The sequence below is a fragment of the Aquabacterium olei genome (assembly GCF_003100395.1).
Lineage (GTDB): Bacteria > Pseudomonadota > Gammaproteobacteria > Burkholderiales > Burkholderiaceae_C > Aquabacterium > Aquabacterium olei.
This window is the reverse complement of the sequence record NZ_CP029210.1, coordinates 2845251-2860347: the sequence shown is the minus strand read 5'-3', so window position 1 is coordinate 2860347 and position 15097 is coordinate 2845251. Positions and strand designations below refer to the sequence as shown.

Sequence of the window (15097 nt, the reverse complement as noted above, 5' to 3'; positions counted from 1 at the left end):
GGTGGTTCACCCTTCCGACGTCGCCGCTCACCTGAACTGTCTTGCAACAGCATCGGCGCCCGGTCGTTTCGGGACGAAATTGGCAAAACCGAGATTATAGCCAGATTCCGCCGGCTTGGCAAAGGTCAGCTTGAAGACTGCTCCAGGAAGCGCTGTGCGTCGAGCGCCGCCATGCAGCCGGTGCCTGCGCTGGTGATGGCCTGACGGTATACATGGTCCTGCACATCGCCGGCTGCAAACACGCCCGGCACGCTCGTCATCGTGGCAAAACCATTGTGGCCGCCCTGCGTGAGGATGTAGCCGTCCTTCATTTCCAGCTGGCCCTGGAAGATGTCGGTGTTCGGGTGGTGACCGATCGCGATGAAGCAGCCCTTGAGTGCCACTTCCTTCGTGCTGCCGTCATCGACGTTCTTCAGGCGCACACCGGTCACGCCGGTCTGGTCGCCCAGCACCTCGTCGAGCACGTTGAACAGGTGCAGCTCGATCTTGCCGGCCGCCACCTTCTCCATGACCTTGTCGATCATGATGGCCTCGGCGCGGAATTTGTCGCGACGGTGGATCAGGTGGACCTTGCTGGCGATGTTCGACAGGTACAGCGCTTCTTCGACGGCCGTGTTGCCGCCTCCGACCACACACACCACTTCGTCACGGTAGAAGAAGCCGTCGCAGGTCGCACAGCCGCTCACGCCGCGACCCATGAAGGCCTCTTCCGAAGGCAGACCCAGGTACTTGGCCGAGGCGCCGGTGGCGATGATCAGCGTGTCGCTGGTGTAGGTGCCCGCATCGCCCTTGAGGGTGAAGGGCCGCTTCGACAGGTCGACCGTGTTGATGTGGTCGAACACCATCTGGGTGTTGAAGCGTTCGGCGTGCTGCAGGAAACGCTGCATCAGCTCGGGGCCTTGCACGCCGCTGGCGTCGGCCGGCCAGTTGTCCACCTCGGTTGTCGTCATCAGCTGGCCGCCCTGCGCCATGCCCGTCACCAGGGTCGGCTTCAGGTTGGCACGGGCCGCATAGATGGCGGCGGTGTAGCCTGCGGGGCCGGAGCCGAGGATGAGAACTTGGCTGTGTTGCGGGGTCGTCATGGCATCGCCTTTCGTTGTCTGGGACTGAACTTTGCCGGCAGCCTCCGGAAATTCCGGGCTTGCGCTCCTCGTGGGAGCTCATAAAGTGCTAAAAACTGCCGTACACGTGCCGAAAATTGTAGAGACGGTTGTATGTCACAGGCACGCACAGGTGATTTCGACCTTTTCCGACCTTTTTCCTTGACAGGCCTTCGTCGTCTTAAACCCAAAAGGAGCCGCCATGGCCATGTTGTCCAATCTTGATCTGATCCGGCGTGTCCCGCTGTTCTCGATGCTGACCCCGGCGCAGGCCGAGTCCATCGCGGAAGGCGTGGTCAAGCGCCGCTATCGTCGTGGCGAACTCATCGTCGAGCGCGGTCGGAAGACCAATTCCCTGTTCATTCTGCTCAACGGCCGTGCGCGCGTCGTTGCGGCCGACGAACGGGGCCGTGAGGTGATCCTGGCTGTCCTGGAGGCCGGTGACTACCTGGGCGAGATGAGCCTGATCGACAACGAACCGCACTCGGCCACCGTGCGCGCCGAGGTCCAGACCGATGTGCTGGTGCTGGGTCGTGCGGAGTTCGCCCGCTGTCTGCCCGAGAACTCCTCGCTGTCCTACGCCATCCTGCGCGGTCTGGTGCAGCGTCTGCGCAACGCCGACCGGCAGATCGAGTCGCTGGCGCTGCTGGACGTCTACGGGCGCGTGGCCCGCGCGCTCCTCGACATGGCCGACGACGACGACGGCGCCAAGATCATCCGCGGCAAGGTCTCGCGTCAGGATCTGGCCAAGCACGTCGGGGCCTCGCGCGAGATGGTCAGCCGCGTGATGAAGGACCTGGAAGAGCGTGGCCTGATCGAGACACAGGAAACCGGCAGCGTGGTGCTGAAGGATCGTCTGGCGGCCACCGCCTGAGTGCGCCTCTACCTGCATCTGTAACGATGGTTTCGGCGGCCCGGCCCAGGGCCTGAACCGCACCGAAATGCCGCCACAATGCAGGGATGACTTTTCCGCTGGGATCCCTCCGCACCGAGGGCGCTGCCACCCGTGGGGGCGAGCGCCGCAGTGAGCCGGGTGCCGCGCCGGCCCGCACCGCCGGCCGCCTGCACCGCGCGCAGATGGCCGCCTCCCTGGCTCGCCCCCCCGAGTCCACCACCCCGCTCGAGCACACACTCCGCTTCCAGGCCACGTTGCTCATTGGCGCGGTCGTGTGGCTCCTCTTCCTGTTGGCGATGCTGAGCCACAACCGGCTCGATCCCGCCTTCACCACCTCGGGCCACCACACCGAGCCCACCAACTGGGCCGGGCAACTGGGCGCCTACGCATCCGACCTCGCGCAGTTCGTGCTGGGCCAATCGTCCTGGTGGCTGCTGCTGATCGGCGCCCGGGTGTGGCTGGGGGCCCTGGCGCGCTGGCTCCGTCGTGATGCGGGCGTCAGCGGCGGCGTCCCCGCCACCTCCTTTTCGCCGTGGCGTTTCGGCGCCGGTGTGGTGCTGTTGCTGGCCGCCAGCACGGCCCTCGAATGGTCGCGCCTGTACCGCCACGAAGATGTGCTCGCCGGTGCCCACGCGGGCGGCATCCTGGGCATGACGCTGGGCCAGTTGGGTGAGCGCTGGCTGGGCTTCAATGGTTCGGGCGTGGTCTGGATCGCGCTGCTCGTGGCCGGCACGGCCATGGCCCTGCGCTTCTCCTGGCTGGACCTGGCCGAGCGCATCGGCGCGTTGTTCGACGGCCTGCGCCAGCAACGTGAGGCCCGCCGCGAAGAGGCCCGAGACATCCGCATCGGCGAGAAAGCCGCCATCGAGCGCGAGCGCGTGGTCGAAGAGGTGCGTCACGAGCTGCCCTCCGAGCCCATTCCCATCATCATCGAGCAGCCGGTGGTCGAAGTGCCCAAGTCCGACCGGGTGGCCAAGGAAAAGCAGAAGCCCCTGTTTGCCGAGATGGGCGACAACAAGCTGCCGCAGATCGACCTGCTCGACCCCACCGTGGGCCGCATCGAGACCGTGACGCCCGAGACGCTCGAGATGACCTCGCGCATGATCGAGAAGAAGTTGAAGGACTTCGGCGTCGAGGTGAGGGTGGTGGCGGCCTCGCCGGGCCCGGTCATCACGCGCTACGAGATCGAGCCGGCCACCGGCGTCAAGGGCTCGCAGATCGTGAACCTCGCCAAGGACCTGGCGCGCTCGCTGTCGCTGGTCAGCATCCGCGTGGTCGAGACCATCCCGGGCAAGAACCTGATGGCGCTCGAGTTGCCCAACGCCAAGCGCCAGATGATCCGCCTCACCGAGATCCTCGGCTCGCAGGTCTACCACGAAGCCCAGTCCATGCTGACCATTGGGCTGGGCAAGGACATCGTGGGCGCGCCCGTCGTGGCCGACCTGGCCAAGATGCCGCACTGCCTGGTGGCCGGCACCACCGGCTCGGGCAAATCGGTGGGCATCAACGCCACCATCCTGAGCCTGCTGTACAAGGCCGAGGCGCGCGATGTCCGCCTCATCCTCATCGACCCGAAGATGCTCGAAATGAGCGTCTACGAAGGCATCCCGCACCTGCTTTGCCCGGTCGTGACGGACATGAAGCTCGCCAGCAATGCCCTGAACTGGGCGGTGGGCGAGATGGAGCGACGCTACAAGCTCATGTCCAAGATGGGCGTGCGCAACCTGGCCGGCTACAACAAGAAAATGGAAGACGCCAAGGCCCGTGGCGAGTTGATCCCCAACCCGTTCAGCCTGACGCCCGACGAGCCCGAGCCGCTCGATCGCCTGCCGCACATCGTCATCGTCATCGACGAACTGGCCGACCTGATGATGGTGGTGGGCAAGAAGATCGAAGAGCTCATCGCCCGCCTGGCCCAGAAGGCGCGTGCGGCCGGCATTCACCTGATCCTGGCCACGCAGCGCCCCTCGGTCGACGTGATCACGGGCCTCATCAAGGCCAACATCCCGACGCGCATCTCGTTCCAGGTCAGCAGCAAGATCGACAGCCGCACCATCCTCGACCAGATGGGCGCGGAAGCGTTGCTGGGGCAGGGCGACATGCTCTACCTGCCCTCGGGCACCGGCCTGCCGATTCGCGTGCACGGCGCCTTCGTCAGCGACGACGAGGTGCACCGCGTGGTCGAGTACCTCAAGACGCAGGGTGAGCCCAACTACATCGAGGGCATCCTCGAGGGCGGTTCGCTCAGCGACGAGGGCAGCAACCTCGATGGTTCGCCCGCCGGCGGCGGCGATGGCGAGCAGGACCCGATGTACGACAACGCCGTGTCCGTGGTGCTGCAGCATCGCAAGGCGTCGATCTCGCTGGTGCAGCGGCACCTGCGCATCGGCTACAACCGGGCTGCCCGTCTGCTGGAGCAAATGGAGAAATCCGGTCTGGTCTCGTCGATGTCGACCAATGGCAACCGCGAGATCATCACGCCGGCCCGCGGCGGCGAAGGCGGCGCCACGTCGGCACCCTGGGACGAGGCCTGATGGCCACCACCGAAGACACGCACATGACGCACCTTGCCTCGATGTCCATGACCCGTACGCTGGCGCTCGGCGGCGTAATGGTCACCAGCCTGATGCTCAGCCAGCCGGCCCAGGCCGATGCCGTGGCGGCGCTGCGCGCCTTTGTGAAGGATGTGGATGCCGGTCGCGGCAGCTTCGTGCAGACCGTGACCTCGCCGGACGGCAAGAAGAGCAGGCAGTCGCGCGGCACGCTGGAGTTCCAGCGCCCGAACCGCTTCCGCTTCAGCTACACCACGCCCACCGAGCAACTCATCGTGGGCGATGGCAAGCAGGTCTGGCTGTACGACACCGACCTCAACCAGGTCACGGTGCGTCCGATGAGCCAGGCCTTGGGGGCCACGCCGGCGGCCTTGCTGGCCGGTGCGTCGCTGGACAAGGACTTCACCCTCAAGAACGTCGCTGCTTCTTCGTCGGGTGCGGCGACCGCGACCCCGACGCCTCTACAGGCAACGAACTCGATCGAATGGGTGGAGGCCTTGCCGCGCCACAAAGAGGGGCAATTCCAGTCCGTGCGCGTCGGATTCCGCAGCGGTCAGTTGACGGCGCTGGAGATCCTCGATGCCTTCGGGCAGCGCTCGAGACTGGACTTCACGCAGTTCGATTCGAAGCCGACCCTGGCGGCCGGCCGTTTCCAGTTCACACCGCCAGCGGGCGCCGACGTGTTGAACCAGCCTTGAACGAGCGGGCAGGGCGGGCCCATGTGGGGCCGGGCCTCTGTCCGTCATGACGCGTCAAGGGCGCGTCACTCCTTGAATCTTTGTATGTTGTTGAGCCAGCCCTCATTGTGGCTGGCCAGAGGCTCACAGCGTGAGCCTCTGCAAGGCACTTCAATCAGCCTTCGCGCTTGACGAAACCGGGGCGCTTGCCGCCGAAGCCCGGCTTCGGGCCCGACTTGAAGCCACCCGGCTTGCCGCCGAACGAAGGCTTGTCACCGAACTTGCCGTGACCCGGCTTGCCACCGAAGGGCTTGTCGCCAAACGGGCGGCTTTCACCACGGGCCTCGAAGCGGTCGCCACCGAAGGCGGGCTTGCCGCCGAACGGCTTGCCTTGCGGACGGTCGCCAAACGGATCGCTGCCACGTTCACGGCGATCTGCAAAGGGGCGGTCCGCACGGGGGCGGTCGCCACCGAAGGGACGGTCACCGCCGAACTTGCGTTCGCCGCCACCGAAGCCGCCACGGTCACCCTGCGGGCGGTCGCCGAAAGGCTTGCGCTCGCCACGGAAGCCACCGCGGTCGGCCGGACGATCGCCGCCGAAACCGCGCGGACCGTCTTCACGCGGTGCAAAGCGTGCTTCACGGTTCGGGTTGAAACCCTCTTCACGCGGCGCAAACTCGCGACGCTCGCCGCCATGACGCTCTTCACGCGGAGCGCCGAAGCCGCGGGGCTCGCCCCAGCCGCCTTCACGCTTGCCGCCAAAGCGGGGGGCGCGGTCATCGCGACGGCCGTGGCCGGGCATCGGCTTGTCGCGACGAGGACCGCCGCGGTCGGCGTACATCTTCGTCGTCGGCTCCAGACCCTCGATCACCGATTCAGGGATGCGCTGGGTGGTGAAGCGTTCGATGCGGCGCACCATCGGGATGTCGCGGCGCTCGGCCAGCGTCACGGCCAGACCGGAGCGACCGGCACGACCCGTACGGCCGATGCGGTGGACGTAGTCTTCCGGCTTCATCGGCATGCCGTAGTTGATCACGTGGGTGATCGTGGGCACGTCGATGCCACGGGCGGCCACGTCGGTGGCCACCAGCACGCGCAGCTGGCGCGAGCGCAGGGCCTGCAGCACGCGGTTGCGGCGGCCTTGCGGCATGCCACCGTGCAGCGCGGCCACGGCGTGGCCCATGTCGGCCAGGCGGTCGGCCAGGATGTCGGCGTCGCGCTGGGTGCTCGTGAAGATCACGGCCTGGTCCACTTCGCGGGCGGTCAGCAACTTGTCCAGCAGGTCGTTCTTGTGACCCAGCGAGTCAGCCAGGTGCAGACGCTGTTCGATGTTGTCATGGCTGTCGGTGTGCGAGGCCACTTCGATGCTCAGGGCATCGCGCGTCAGGCGCTGTGCCAGCTGGCCCACGTGACCGGCAAAGGTCGCCGAGAACATCAGCGTCTGGCGCTCTGCCGGGGTGGCGGCCGCGATCTGTTCGATGTCTTCGATGAAGCCCATGTCCAGCATGCGGTCGGCCTCGTCCAGCACCAGCACTTCCAGGTTGGACAGGATGGCGGCGCCGGTGCCCAGGTGGTCCAGCAGACGGCCAGGGGTGGCAATCAGCACATCCAGCGGCCCCTTGAGGGCCTTGAGCTGGGCGCCGTACGGCACGCCGCCCACCACGGTGGCCACACGCAGGCCTTGCAGGTGGCGACCATAGGTGGTCGCGGCCTTGGCCACTTGCAGGGCCAGTTCGCGGGTCGGGGCGAGCACCAGCACGCGCGGACCGTGGACCTTGCCCTTTTCGCGGCGCTTCGCGTTGTCGCCACGGGCGGCCACGATGCGCTCCAGCGCCGGCAGCATGAAGGCAGCGGTCTTGCCCGAGCCCGTGCTCGAAGCCACACGCAGGTCGGCACCGTCCAGAGCGGCCGGAATGGCCTGCACCTGCACGCTGGTCGGCTGGGTGTAGCCCGAATCGGCCAGGGCGTGCACCAGGTGCGGGCTCAGGCCGAGGTCGGCAAAGGTCGGGCCTTCCGGCGTCTCGACGGCGTCAGCCTGCGGCTCGACGCCGAAATCGCTTTCGATGCGGCGAGCGAGGGCTTCGAGCTGCGAGTCAACGCTGTTCAGGTTTGTTTGATCTTGGGACATGGATTCTTTCAAGCAATGCAAGGCACAACCTGCGGCCCGATGGGCAGCATGTCGCGCAAGCCAGGATGCGACCCGATCGCGGGTCGACGGGCCTGGCCCGGGGTGGGTCGCTGGGATTCGTGTCCGTACTTCGTGACAGGCGCATGCAGCGCGTGACGGGTCACGGTGAGTCGGTTTGAAAGCGACGGCATCGCCGCCAACCGGAACTCAAGACACGTGTGCTGAAGCTGTGGTCCGTGCACTCCGCAGAGTGGTCGCTTCGGGTGAAGCAGACGCCGCACGACCCGGCTACCTTGACTGGCAGACACCCGACGGTGTGTGCCCGGCTTGAAAAAGGTCAGAGGGGATGTACTCAGATCCTTCATTGGCAGCCCTGACAGGCGAACGCAACGAAGAATCAGCAATTGTGGCACCGTAACGAGGGTTTGTCCAGTCCCCCTCCTGTCTGCGCGGTTGGGCGGCCTGCGACAATTCCGTCATGCAAGAGAGCCTTTCACTCGATCTGCCCGATCCCGGTGGCCAAGGCCGTCCTGCTGCCACCCCGGCGCCGGACCCCGCGGCCCCGCTGACTCACCCTGTCGGCACCCCGCTGGCCGAGCGCCTGCGGCCGCAGTCCATCGACGACGTGGTCGGTCAGGATCACCTGCTCGGCCCCGGCCAGCCGCTGCGTGTGGCCTTCGAGTCAGGCCAGCCCCACTCCATGATCCTGTGGGGCCCGCCCGGGGTCGGCAAGACGACGCTCGCGCGCTTGATGGCGCGTGCGTTCGATGCGCAGTTCCTCGCCATCTCGGCGGTGCTCGGCGGGGTGAAGGACATCCGTGAGGCGGTGGAACAGGCGCAGGCCGTGCGGCGCCTGGGCCGGCGCACGATCGTGTTCGTGGACGAGGTGCACCGTTTCAACAAGGCGCAGCAGGACGCCTTTCTGCCTCACGTCGAGTCGGGCCTGTTCACCTTCATTGGCGCCACCACTGAAAACCCGTCTTTCGAGGTCAACGCTGCGCTGCTGTCTCGCGCCACCGTGCACGTGCTGCGCGCCATGGACGAGGGCGCGATGCTCAGCCTGCTGGACAAGGGTCAGGCCGTGCTCGCAGGCCCGAGGTTGACCCCGGCAGCCCGCACCCGCCTCATTGCCTATGCCGACGGCGACGCCCGCCGCGTGCTCAACACCTATGAGACGCTGGCCGCCATGCTCAAAGGCGTCGAGGAGATCGACGAACCGCAGCTCGAGAAGGCCCTGGGCGAGCAGCTGCGTCGCTATGACAAGGGGGGCGACCAGTTCTACGACACGATCTCGGCCCTGCACAAATCGGTGCGCGGCTCTGACCCCGACGCGGCGCTGTACTGGTTCGTGCGCATGGTGGACGGTGGGGTCGACCCGCGCTACATCGTGCGGCGGCTCATCCGCATGGCGAGCGAAGACATCGGCCTGGCCGACCCCCGGGCCCTGCGGATGGCGCTGGATGCCGCAGAGACCTACGAGCGACTGGGCTCACCCGAGGGCGAGCTGACGCTGGCTCAATGCGTGATCTACCTGGCCATCGCCCCCAAGAGCAATGCAGCCTACGCTGCGTACAAGGCCGTGCGCGCCTGGGTCAAGCAGGACACCACCCGCCCGGTGCCCATGCACCTGCGCAATGCGCCGACCAAACTGATGAAGCAGCTGGGCCATGGAGATGGCTACCGCTATGCCCACGACGAGCCGGAAGGTGTGGCAGCGGGCGAGCGCTACTTCCCCGATGGCATGGCGCCTCAGCCCTTCTACCAGCCTGTGAACCGCGGGCTGGAGATCAAGATCGGCGACCGGCTGAACCAGTTGCGCGCCATGCTGGGAGATGGCCGTGCCGGGGCCGACGCCGACCCGGCGGAGTGACCTGTCTCAGGGCAGGGTGATCGTGATGTGCGCTACCTGGGGCGCCATCTGCACGATGTGGTGTCGCAGACCGAGTTGCTGCTTGGTCTGCTCGGTCAGTTGCCATCGCAGGCCGAGAAAACCCGCCAGGGCCATCAGCCCGAACACCGAACCGACCACCCACAGCGGCACCTCGTTTTTCAGCTGGTTCTGCACCTTGTCCGGTGCCGCCCAGTGCGGTGCGAAGGCTGCGCCCTGGCCCTTCATGCGGGCGATCTCGTCACCCAGGCGCGCGGTCAGGTAGTTCAGCTTCTCCGTGCCTTCCAGCAGGTACTTGCCCTGGAAACCCAGCAGCAGGCACATGTGAAACACTTCCAGCGCCTGCACGCGCCGTGCGCCCTCGCGCCGCAAGGCCTCAAGCCGCTCGAAGAACTGCTCGCCGGCGAGCTGCTCACCGAAGAACTGCAGTTGCAGTGGCAGCCGCTGCCAGGCATCGCGCACCTTGAAGCCGGACATCAGCACCACTTCGTCCACGGTCGCGCAGAAGGCGTATTTGCAGGCGTACACGTCCTCCGCATCGGCCTGCATGCGCGTGGCGCCACGCTCGAAGGCCGTCAGGAACTGCTTGATGCGCTCACGGAAGGTGTCGGCGTCCAGCGGTGCATGCTTGGCCTTCAGCAGAAACAGCAGATAGAAGCCGTCGTACATCAGGTCGAGCAGGCAGGCAGCCTCGCTCGATGTGCCCGCCTCATGGCGCGGGGAGGGCGCCCGGGCGCCGTCGAACAGGGTGGGCATGGCAGAAGAAGGCGACATGGTGCGGTTCCCCGGGTCAGGCGTTGACCGCCACCAGCTCCAGCTTCAGATCCTGGATGCCGGCGGGCACATAGATGGTGAGGGCCTGGGCCTGCAGCATGCGCTCGTAGAGCATGCCGCGCGGTTCCAGTGTGAAGTAGTAGCTGCCGGGGCGCACCGGCACGGCCGCGGGCACCTGGGGTGCATGCACCAGCCGCACGCCAGGCATGGCCGACAGCACGAGTTTCTCGACGTCGTCGGGTGCGCCGACCTTGAAGCGGTGTGGCACCACATCGACCAGTTCGGCCGGCGGCATGGCTGCCGACACGCCAAGGTAGAACTGCGTCTGCTGCTGGATCTGCTCGGCGTCCAGACGTCCCTGGTGGAACGAAGGCTGCACTTCGTTCAGGGCGATCGCGAAGTAGCGCGTCGAGATCACGGTCTCCAGCAACTCGCGAACGATCTGGTCCAGCCGGTTGAACGCGGGGCCCGGGTTGAGGTGGTCGTAGGCGGGCAGGTCGGCCAGCGTGTAGCCCTTGGAGAAGGTCAACAGGGCGCCGGCCAGCTCCAGCAGGCGCTCGAACAGCCGCTCGGGATGCAGGGCCGGATGCCGCGCCAGGTGCGAGAGGCTGGCAAAGGCCGCGCTTGCGGTGTGCAGCAGCCAGAACGAGGCGACGTCGCCCGAGCGGAACTCGATGATGTTCTTGCTCGGCTCGCGGTGCAGGCCGTAGAGCGCGTCCACCTTGGCCTGCAGCACGTCGAGCAATCGCCGCACATGCAGGAAGAGCGCGGGTGAGGCCTGGATGCTGGCGCACGGCGGCATGAAGCGGCCGTCCAGTTCGAATCCCCCGGTCGAGGTCTTCTTGAGCCGAAGCAAGGGCAGGCTCACCAGATGAGCCCGTGGTGCCGAGTCGGGCAGCAGGCGCGCCGACTTGCGCAGCACCACCACTTCCGCTGAAACGGCGTCGGTGTAGGCGTCGCCCACCTGCCGCCCCTCCCGGAAGTAGCGCGCCGCAGTGTCGGCCTCGTCTCGGGAGGCGGCCACATTGGTGCCCTGCGCGCGCAGCGGCGCCATCGTCAGATGGAAGACGGCTTCGCCGGCCAGCGTGTCGGCTGCGTCGCCCAGCGCACTGAGGGCCACCGGCGGCGGCAGCTCGTCATCGCCGGGCGCGTTGTACAGCTCGCCATCCGGCAGGATGGCGCGCACCTCGAGCAGGCGCAGCAGGCCGGTCTGCAGGGCATCCGGGTCGACCTTGATGTGTTGGACGCCCCAGGCATACGGGTGCATCGCACGCGTCATCTGCGCGAGACGCCATTCGTGGTACGCGTCCTGTTGCTGGAAATGCTGAGGGCGCAGAAAGAGGCCTTCGCCCCACAGGATCTTCGGAGTCGGGATCAAGACGCAGTTCCTTCCAGTTCGTATCAATGGGGCGCCGTCATGGACAGGGCAGTGCGGCCGAGCGCGCGGCAGGGGCGGGTGTGCCGAGGGGCTCGCCGACCTGCACGCTCATGGCGCAGGCATGGACCCCGACATGCAGGCCGGACCACGCCGCCTTCGGGGTGCTGAACGCGTAGCGCCAGCGGCCCTCGGCCGGCTTGCGGAACAGCGCCACGACGCCGAGGAAGCGACCATCCCGCGCGACCTTTTCGGTGGAGGCATGGCGCTGGCCGGGCACCAGCTGGATCTCGCGTGCGCCGAGCAGATCTTCGCCGAACGCTTCCTTCTCCTTGGCCGCGTCCCCGAACACACCGAGGGGTGCCTGCAGGAAGGCATCGGGGCTTTTCAGTCGGTAGACGCGCACCAGCACGGCGAGCGACTGGCCGCTGGGCGCGACGTTCAGGGCCTCGCTGGCATGCAGCTTCAGACTGACCGGCCAGTCTGGCAGCGCGCTGTCGGGCACCTGGGGCAACTCTGGCGGCGCAGGCTGCTTGAGCCCGATGCTCTCGAGCGCCTTGTTGCCCAGGTTGCCGATGGCATCGAGCAGACCGGCCTTGTCAGTCGATGGCAGCGCTTGAGCCTGGGCCCACTCCGGCGCGGCTGGCATGGCCGGTGCCTGCGGGGCAGAACTGCAGGCGCCCAGCAGCGTGGATGTGACCAGCGCGGCGACGCACCAGCCCGTCGCACGGCTTCTCCCTGTTGTCATGACTTCTGTGGACGGAGCGACCAATGCCCTTCGCCGGGCGGTAGTGTAGAGAGCCCCGCCTTCAAGTCCGAGCCCACTCCCCCCACCAGGGGGCCGTGGAGATGAAACCGATTGAAAGAGTCTGTAAACACCCCCCGGAAGAGGGCAGGCGCTCCAGTCGAATTCGGCTCTAATCCGGCCAGCCATCGAGGCGCTGCCCAAGAGCAGGCCGGCACAGAAGTCAATTCAAGCGATTCAGGGAGCAAGGTGTGAAGCTGTACAGCATTCGCCGCGGCATGGGCTGCGCGGTCGGGGTTCTCGTGTTGTCTGCCAGCCTGACGGGCTGCAGCACGGTCCGCAAGCAGGATGAGGCGAGTGCCCGTCTGGCCGTGCAGGAGCAGGTCAACGAGAAGCTGGCTGCCGCCGAGAAGGCCCAGCAGCAAGGTCAGTCCGACAAGGCCATCGAACACCTCGATGCGGCCATCAAGGCCGATCCGGCTGCGAAGGAGCCGTGGCTGAAGAAGGCCCAGATTCACTTCGAGGCCCGCCAGTACGGCCTGGCGATCACCGAAGCCCAGGAAGTGCTGCAACGCGATGTGAACGACCTCACCGCGAAAAGCATTGTTGCCGTCAGCGGCCTGCGTGTCAGTGCCGAGGCGCTTGAGCAACTGCGCAAGGCCAACGAAGTGACCGGCTCGACGCGCAGCGAAGCCGAAAGCGTCGCCCGCATCATCCGCGAGGCGCTGGGCGAACCCATCCTCCCGCCGGTCGCCGGCCCTGCGGAGCCCGCTGCCAAGCCGCGCGGCAATCGTCCCGCCTACCGCCCGCAGACCCCGGTGATGAACCGCGCTCAGGCGCCGGCAGTGGGTGCCGCGCCCCCCGCCGCCGTCGTGAAGCCCGCCGCTCAGCCCGCCGGTGGCGCGCGAAGCAACCCCTTTGGTGCCTTGCAGTAAACAGACCAGGAAGGAGCCTTGTCATGGCCAAGAAAGACAGCGTGCAGGACCGTCTCGGACGTGTCCGCGCCCCCCGCGTGCAACTGCGCTACGACGTTGAAATCGGTGACGCCACCGAGCAGAAGGAGCTGCCGTTCGTCATGGGTGTGATGGGCGACTTCACGGGGCAGCCCGACCCTGACAAGCCGCAGGCCCGACTGAAGGACCGCAAGTTCGTCAACGTCGATCTGGACAACTTCGACGAAGTGATGGCCGGCATGGCACCGCGTGCCAGTTACCGTGTGAAGAACAAGCTCAGTCCCGATGGCGGCGAGTTCGCCGTGAACCTCGAGTTCAAGAAGATGGACGACTTCCGGCCGGAGGCCGTGGTCGAGCAGGTCGAGCCGCTGCGCAAGCTGCTGGAGGCGCGCAGCAAGCTGTCCGACCTGCGTAACAAGCTGGCCGGCAACGACAAGCTGGAAGACGTGCTCGGCGAGGTGCTCAACAACACCGAGAAGCTCAAGCAACTGGGCGAAGAAGCCCAGCAGGGCGGGGAGTGACATCATGAGCGCACAACTGCAAGCCCAGACCGGTGCCGTGGTCGAATCGACCAGTCTGCTCGACGACATCGTCGCCAAGAGCAAGGTGGCCAAGACCACCACCGAGCACGCCCGTGCGAAGGACCTGATTGCCGAGCTGGTCAAGGAAGTCATGCAAGGCACGGTCACGGTGTCCGACAACCTTTCGGCCACCATCGATGCACGGATTGCCGAGCTCGACCAGCTGATTTCCATGCAGCTCAGCGAGGTCATGCACGCCCCCGAGTTCCAGAAACTCGAGTCGTCGTGGACGGGTCTGCACTACCTGTGCAAGCAGACCTCGACAGGCGAGATGCTGAAGATCAAGGTCTTCAACGCCACCAAGAAGGAACTTGTCAAGGACTTCAAGACGGCCATCGACTTCGACCAGTCGGCACTGTTCAAGAAGGTCTATGAAGAAGAGTTCGGCACCTTCGGTGGTGCGCCGTTTGCCAGCCTGATCGGTGATTTCGAGATCGGCCGTGGCGCGGAAGACATGTACTTCCTCGAGCAGATGTCCCACGTGGCAGCCGCCTCGCATGCGCCTTTCGTCTCGGCCGCATCGCCGGAACTGTTCGGTCTGGAGACCTACACGGACCTGGGCAAGCCCCGTGATCTGGCCAAGGTGTTCGACACGGTCGAATACGCCAAGTGGAAGTCCTTCCGTGACGCAGAGGATGCGCGCTACGTCGGCCTGACGCTCCCGCGCTTTCTGGGACGTCAGCCGTTCGATCCGAAGGACGGTGTGACCTGCGAAGGCTTCAACTTCGTCGAGCGCACGGATGGCACCGACCACGAGCGTTATCTGTGGGTGAACGCCGCGTACGCCTTTGCGGCTCGCCTGACCAACGCATTTGAAAGCTATGGATGGTGTGCCGCCATCCGGGGTGTCGAAGGCGGCGGCCTGGTGGAGGACTTGCCCACCCATACCTTCCGGACCGACGATGGCGAAGTGGCGCTGAAGTGCCCGACGGAAATTTCCATCACGGACCGTCGGGAGAAGGAACTGAGCGACCTCGGCTTCATCCCGTTGGTGCACTGCAAGAACACTGATTACGCCGCGTTCTTCGGCGCGCAGTCGGTGCAGAAGGTCAAAAAGTACGACTCGGATGCGGCCAGTGCGAATGCTGTGCTGTCGGCTCAGCTGCAGTACATGTTTGCGGTCTGCCGCATTGCGCATTACATGAAGTCGATGATGCGCGACAAGATCGGCAGCTTTGCGTCGCCAGGCGAGATCGAGGCCTACCTCACCGGCTGGTTGCAGCAGTACGTGACGACAGACCAGGCCGCCTCGCAGGAGACCAAGGCGCGTTACCCGCTGGCCGAGGCCGCAGTGCAGGTTTCAGAAGTACCCGGACGTCCGGGGGTGTACAGGGCGGTTTCGTTCGTTCGTCCGCACTTCCAGCTGGACGAGCTGTCCATCTCGTTGCGCCTGGTCGCCCAGCTGCCCGGCTCCAACGGTTAATCAAAC

The 15097-nt window shown here is 66.2% G+C and carries 12 protein-coding genes; 7 read left to right on the top strand and 5 right to left on the bottom strand.

Annotated features, from left to right (window positions below; translation table 11 throughout):
* Window positions 1–125 precede the first annotated feature (125 nt).
* Window positions 126–1082 carry a thioredoxin-disulfide reductase gene (trxB, locus tag DEH84_RS12805; RefSeq protein WP_109037197.1) on the bottom strand — a complete coding sequence of 319 codons (957 nt, stop codon included), beginning with the start codon at window positions 1080–1082 and terminating at the stop codon, window positions 126–128.
* A gap of 220 nt (window positions 1083–1302) precedes the next feature.
* Between trxB and DEH84_RS12800 the strand changes: the two genes are divergently transcribed.
* The 3 genes from DEH84_RS12800 to lolA all read left to right on the top strand — a co-directional run bounded on the left by DEH84_RS12800 (window position 1303) and on the right by lolA (window position 5245).
* Window positions 1303–1974 (top strand): Crp/Fnr family transcriptional regulator, encoded by a 672-nt coding sequence (locus DEH84_RS12800; protein WP_109037196.1) that lies wholly within the window; start codon window positions 1303–1305, stop codon window positions 1972–1974.
* A gap of 203 nt (window positions 1975–2177) precedes the next feature.
* Entirely contained in the window at window positions 2178–4529 is a 2352-nt protein-coding gene (locus DEH84_RS12795) for a DNA translocase FtsK (protein ID WP_109038383.1), read from the top strand.
* A 47-nt stretch (window positions 4530–4576) separates the two neighbouring features.
* On the top strand, window positions 4577–5245 hold the full coding sequence (gene lolA / locus DEH84_RS12790) for an outer membrane lipoprotein periplasmic chaperone LolA (RefSeq protein ID WP_109038382.1): 669 nt from the start codon (window positions 4577–4579) through the stop codon (window positions 5243–5245).
* Window positions 5246–5399: 154 nt separating this feature from the next.
* Here lolA and DEH84_RS12785 read toward each other — a convergent pair whose 3' ends face one another.
* Window positions 5400–7352, bottom strand: a complete 1953-nt coding sequence (locus tag DEH84_RS12785) for a DEAD/DEAH box helicase (RefSeq protein ID WP_109037195.1) — start codon at window positions 7350–7352, stop codon at window positions 5400–5402.
* Between the two features lie 478 nt (window positions 7353–7830).
* Between DEH84_RS12785 and DEH84_RS12780 the strand changes: the two genes are divergently transcribed.
* Window positions 7831–9222, top strand: a complete 1392-nt coding sequence (locus tag DEH84_RS12780; RefSeq protein WP_109037194.1) for a replication-associated recombination protein A — start codon at window positions 7831–7833, stop codon at window positions 9220–9222.
* A 6-nt stretch (window positions 9223–9228) separates the two neighbouring features.
* On the opposite strand, the gene icmH is transcribed toward DEH84_RS12780, so the two are convergent.
* From icmH to tssJ, 3 genes are read right to left on the bottom strand one after another with little or no spacing between them, the layout of a single operon-like run.
* A complete protein-coding gene (icmH, locus tag DEH84_RS12775) occupies window positions 9229–10014 on the bottom strand; it encodes a type IVB secretion system protein IcmH/DotU (RefSeq protein WP_109037193.1) in 786 nt (261 codons plus the stop codon).
* A gap of 16 nt (window positions 10015–10030) precedes the next feature.
* A complete protein-coding gene (gene tssK / locus DEH84_RS12770) occupies window positions 10031–11392 on the bottom strand; it encodes a type VI secretion system baseplate subunit TssK (RefSeq protein WP_109037192.1) in 1362 nt (453 codons plus the stop codon).
* Window positions 11393–11429: 37 nt separating this feature from the next.
* On the bottom strand, window positions 11430–12137 hold the full coding sequence (gene tssJ, locus DEH84_RS12765) for a type VI secretion system lipoprotein TssJ (protein ID WP_159098957.1): 708 nt from the start codon (window positions 12135–12137) through the stop codon (window positions 11430–11432).
* Window positions 12138–12385: 248 nt separating this feature from the next.
* Here tssJ and DEH84_RS12760 point away from each other — a divergent pair, with 248 nt between their 5' ends.
* From DEH84_RS12760 to tssC, 3 genes are read left to right on the top strand one after another with little or no spacing between them, the layout of a single operon-like run.
* The gene (locus DEH84_RS12760; protein WP_109037190.1) at window positions 12386–13069 is read left to right on the top strand and encodes a tetratricopeptide repeat protein; all 684 of its coding nucleotides are present in this window, start codon (window positions 12386–12388) and stop codon (window positions 13067–13069) included.
* A gap of 23 nt (window positions 13070–13092) precedes the next feature.
* The gene (gene tssB / locus DEH84_RS12755; RefSeq protein WP_109037189.1) at window positions 13093–13608 is read left to right on the top strand and encodes a type VI secretion system contractile sheath small subunit; all 516 of its coding nucleotides are present in this window, start codon (window positions 13093–13095) and stop codon (window positions 13606–13608) included.
* 4 nt (window positions 13609–13612) lie between these two features.
* Entirely contained in the window at window positions 13613–15091 is a 1479-nt protein-coding gene (gene tssC / locus DEH84_RS12750; RefSeq protein WP_109037188.1) for a type VI secretion system contractile sheath large subunit, read from the top strand.
* Window positions 15092–15097 lie beyond the last annotated feature (6 nt).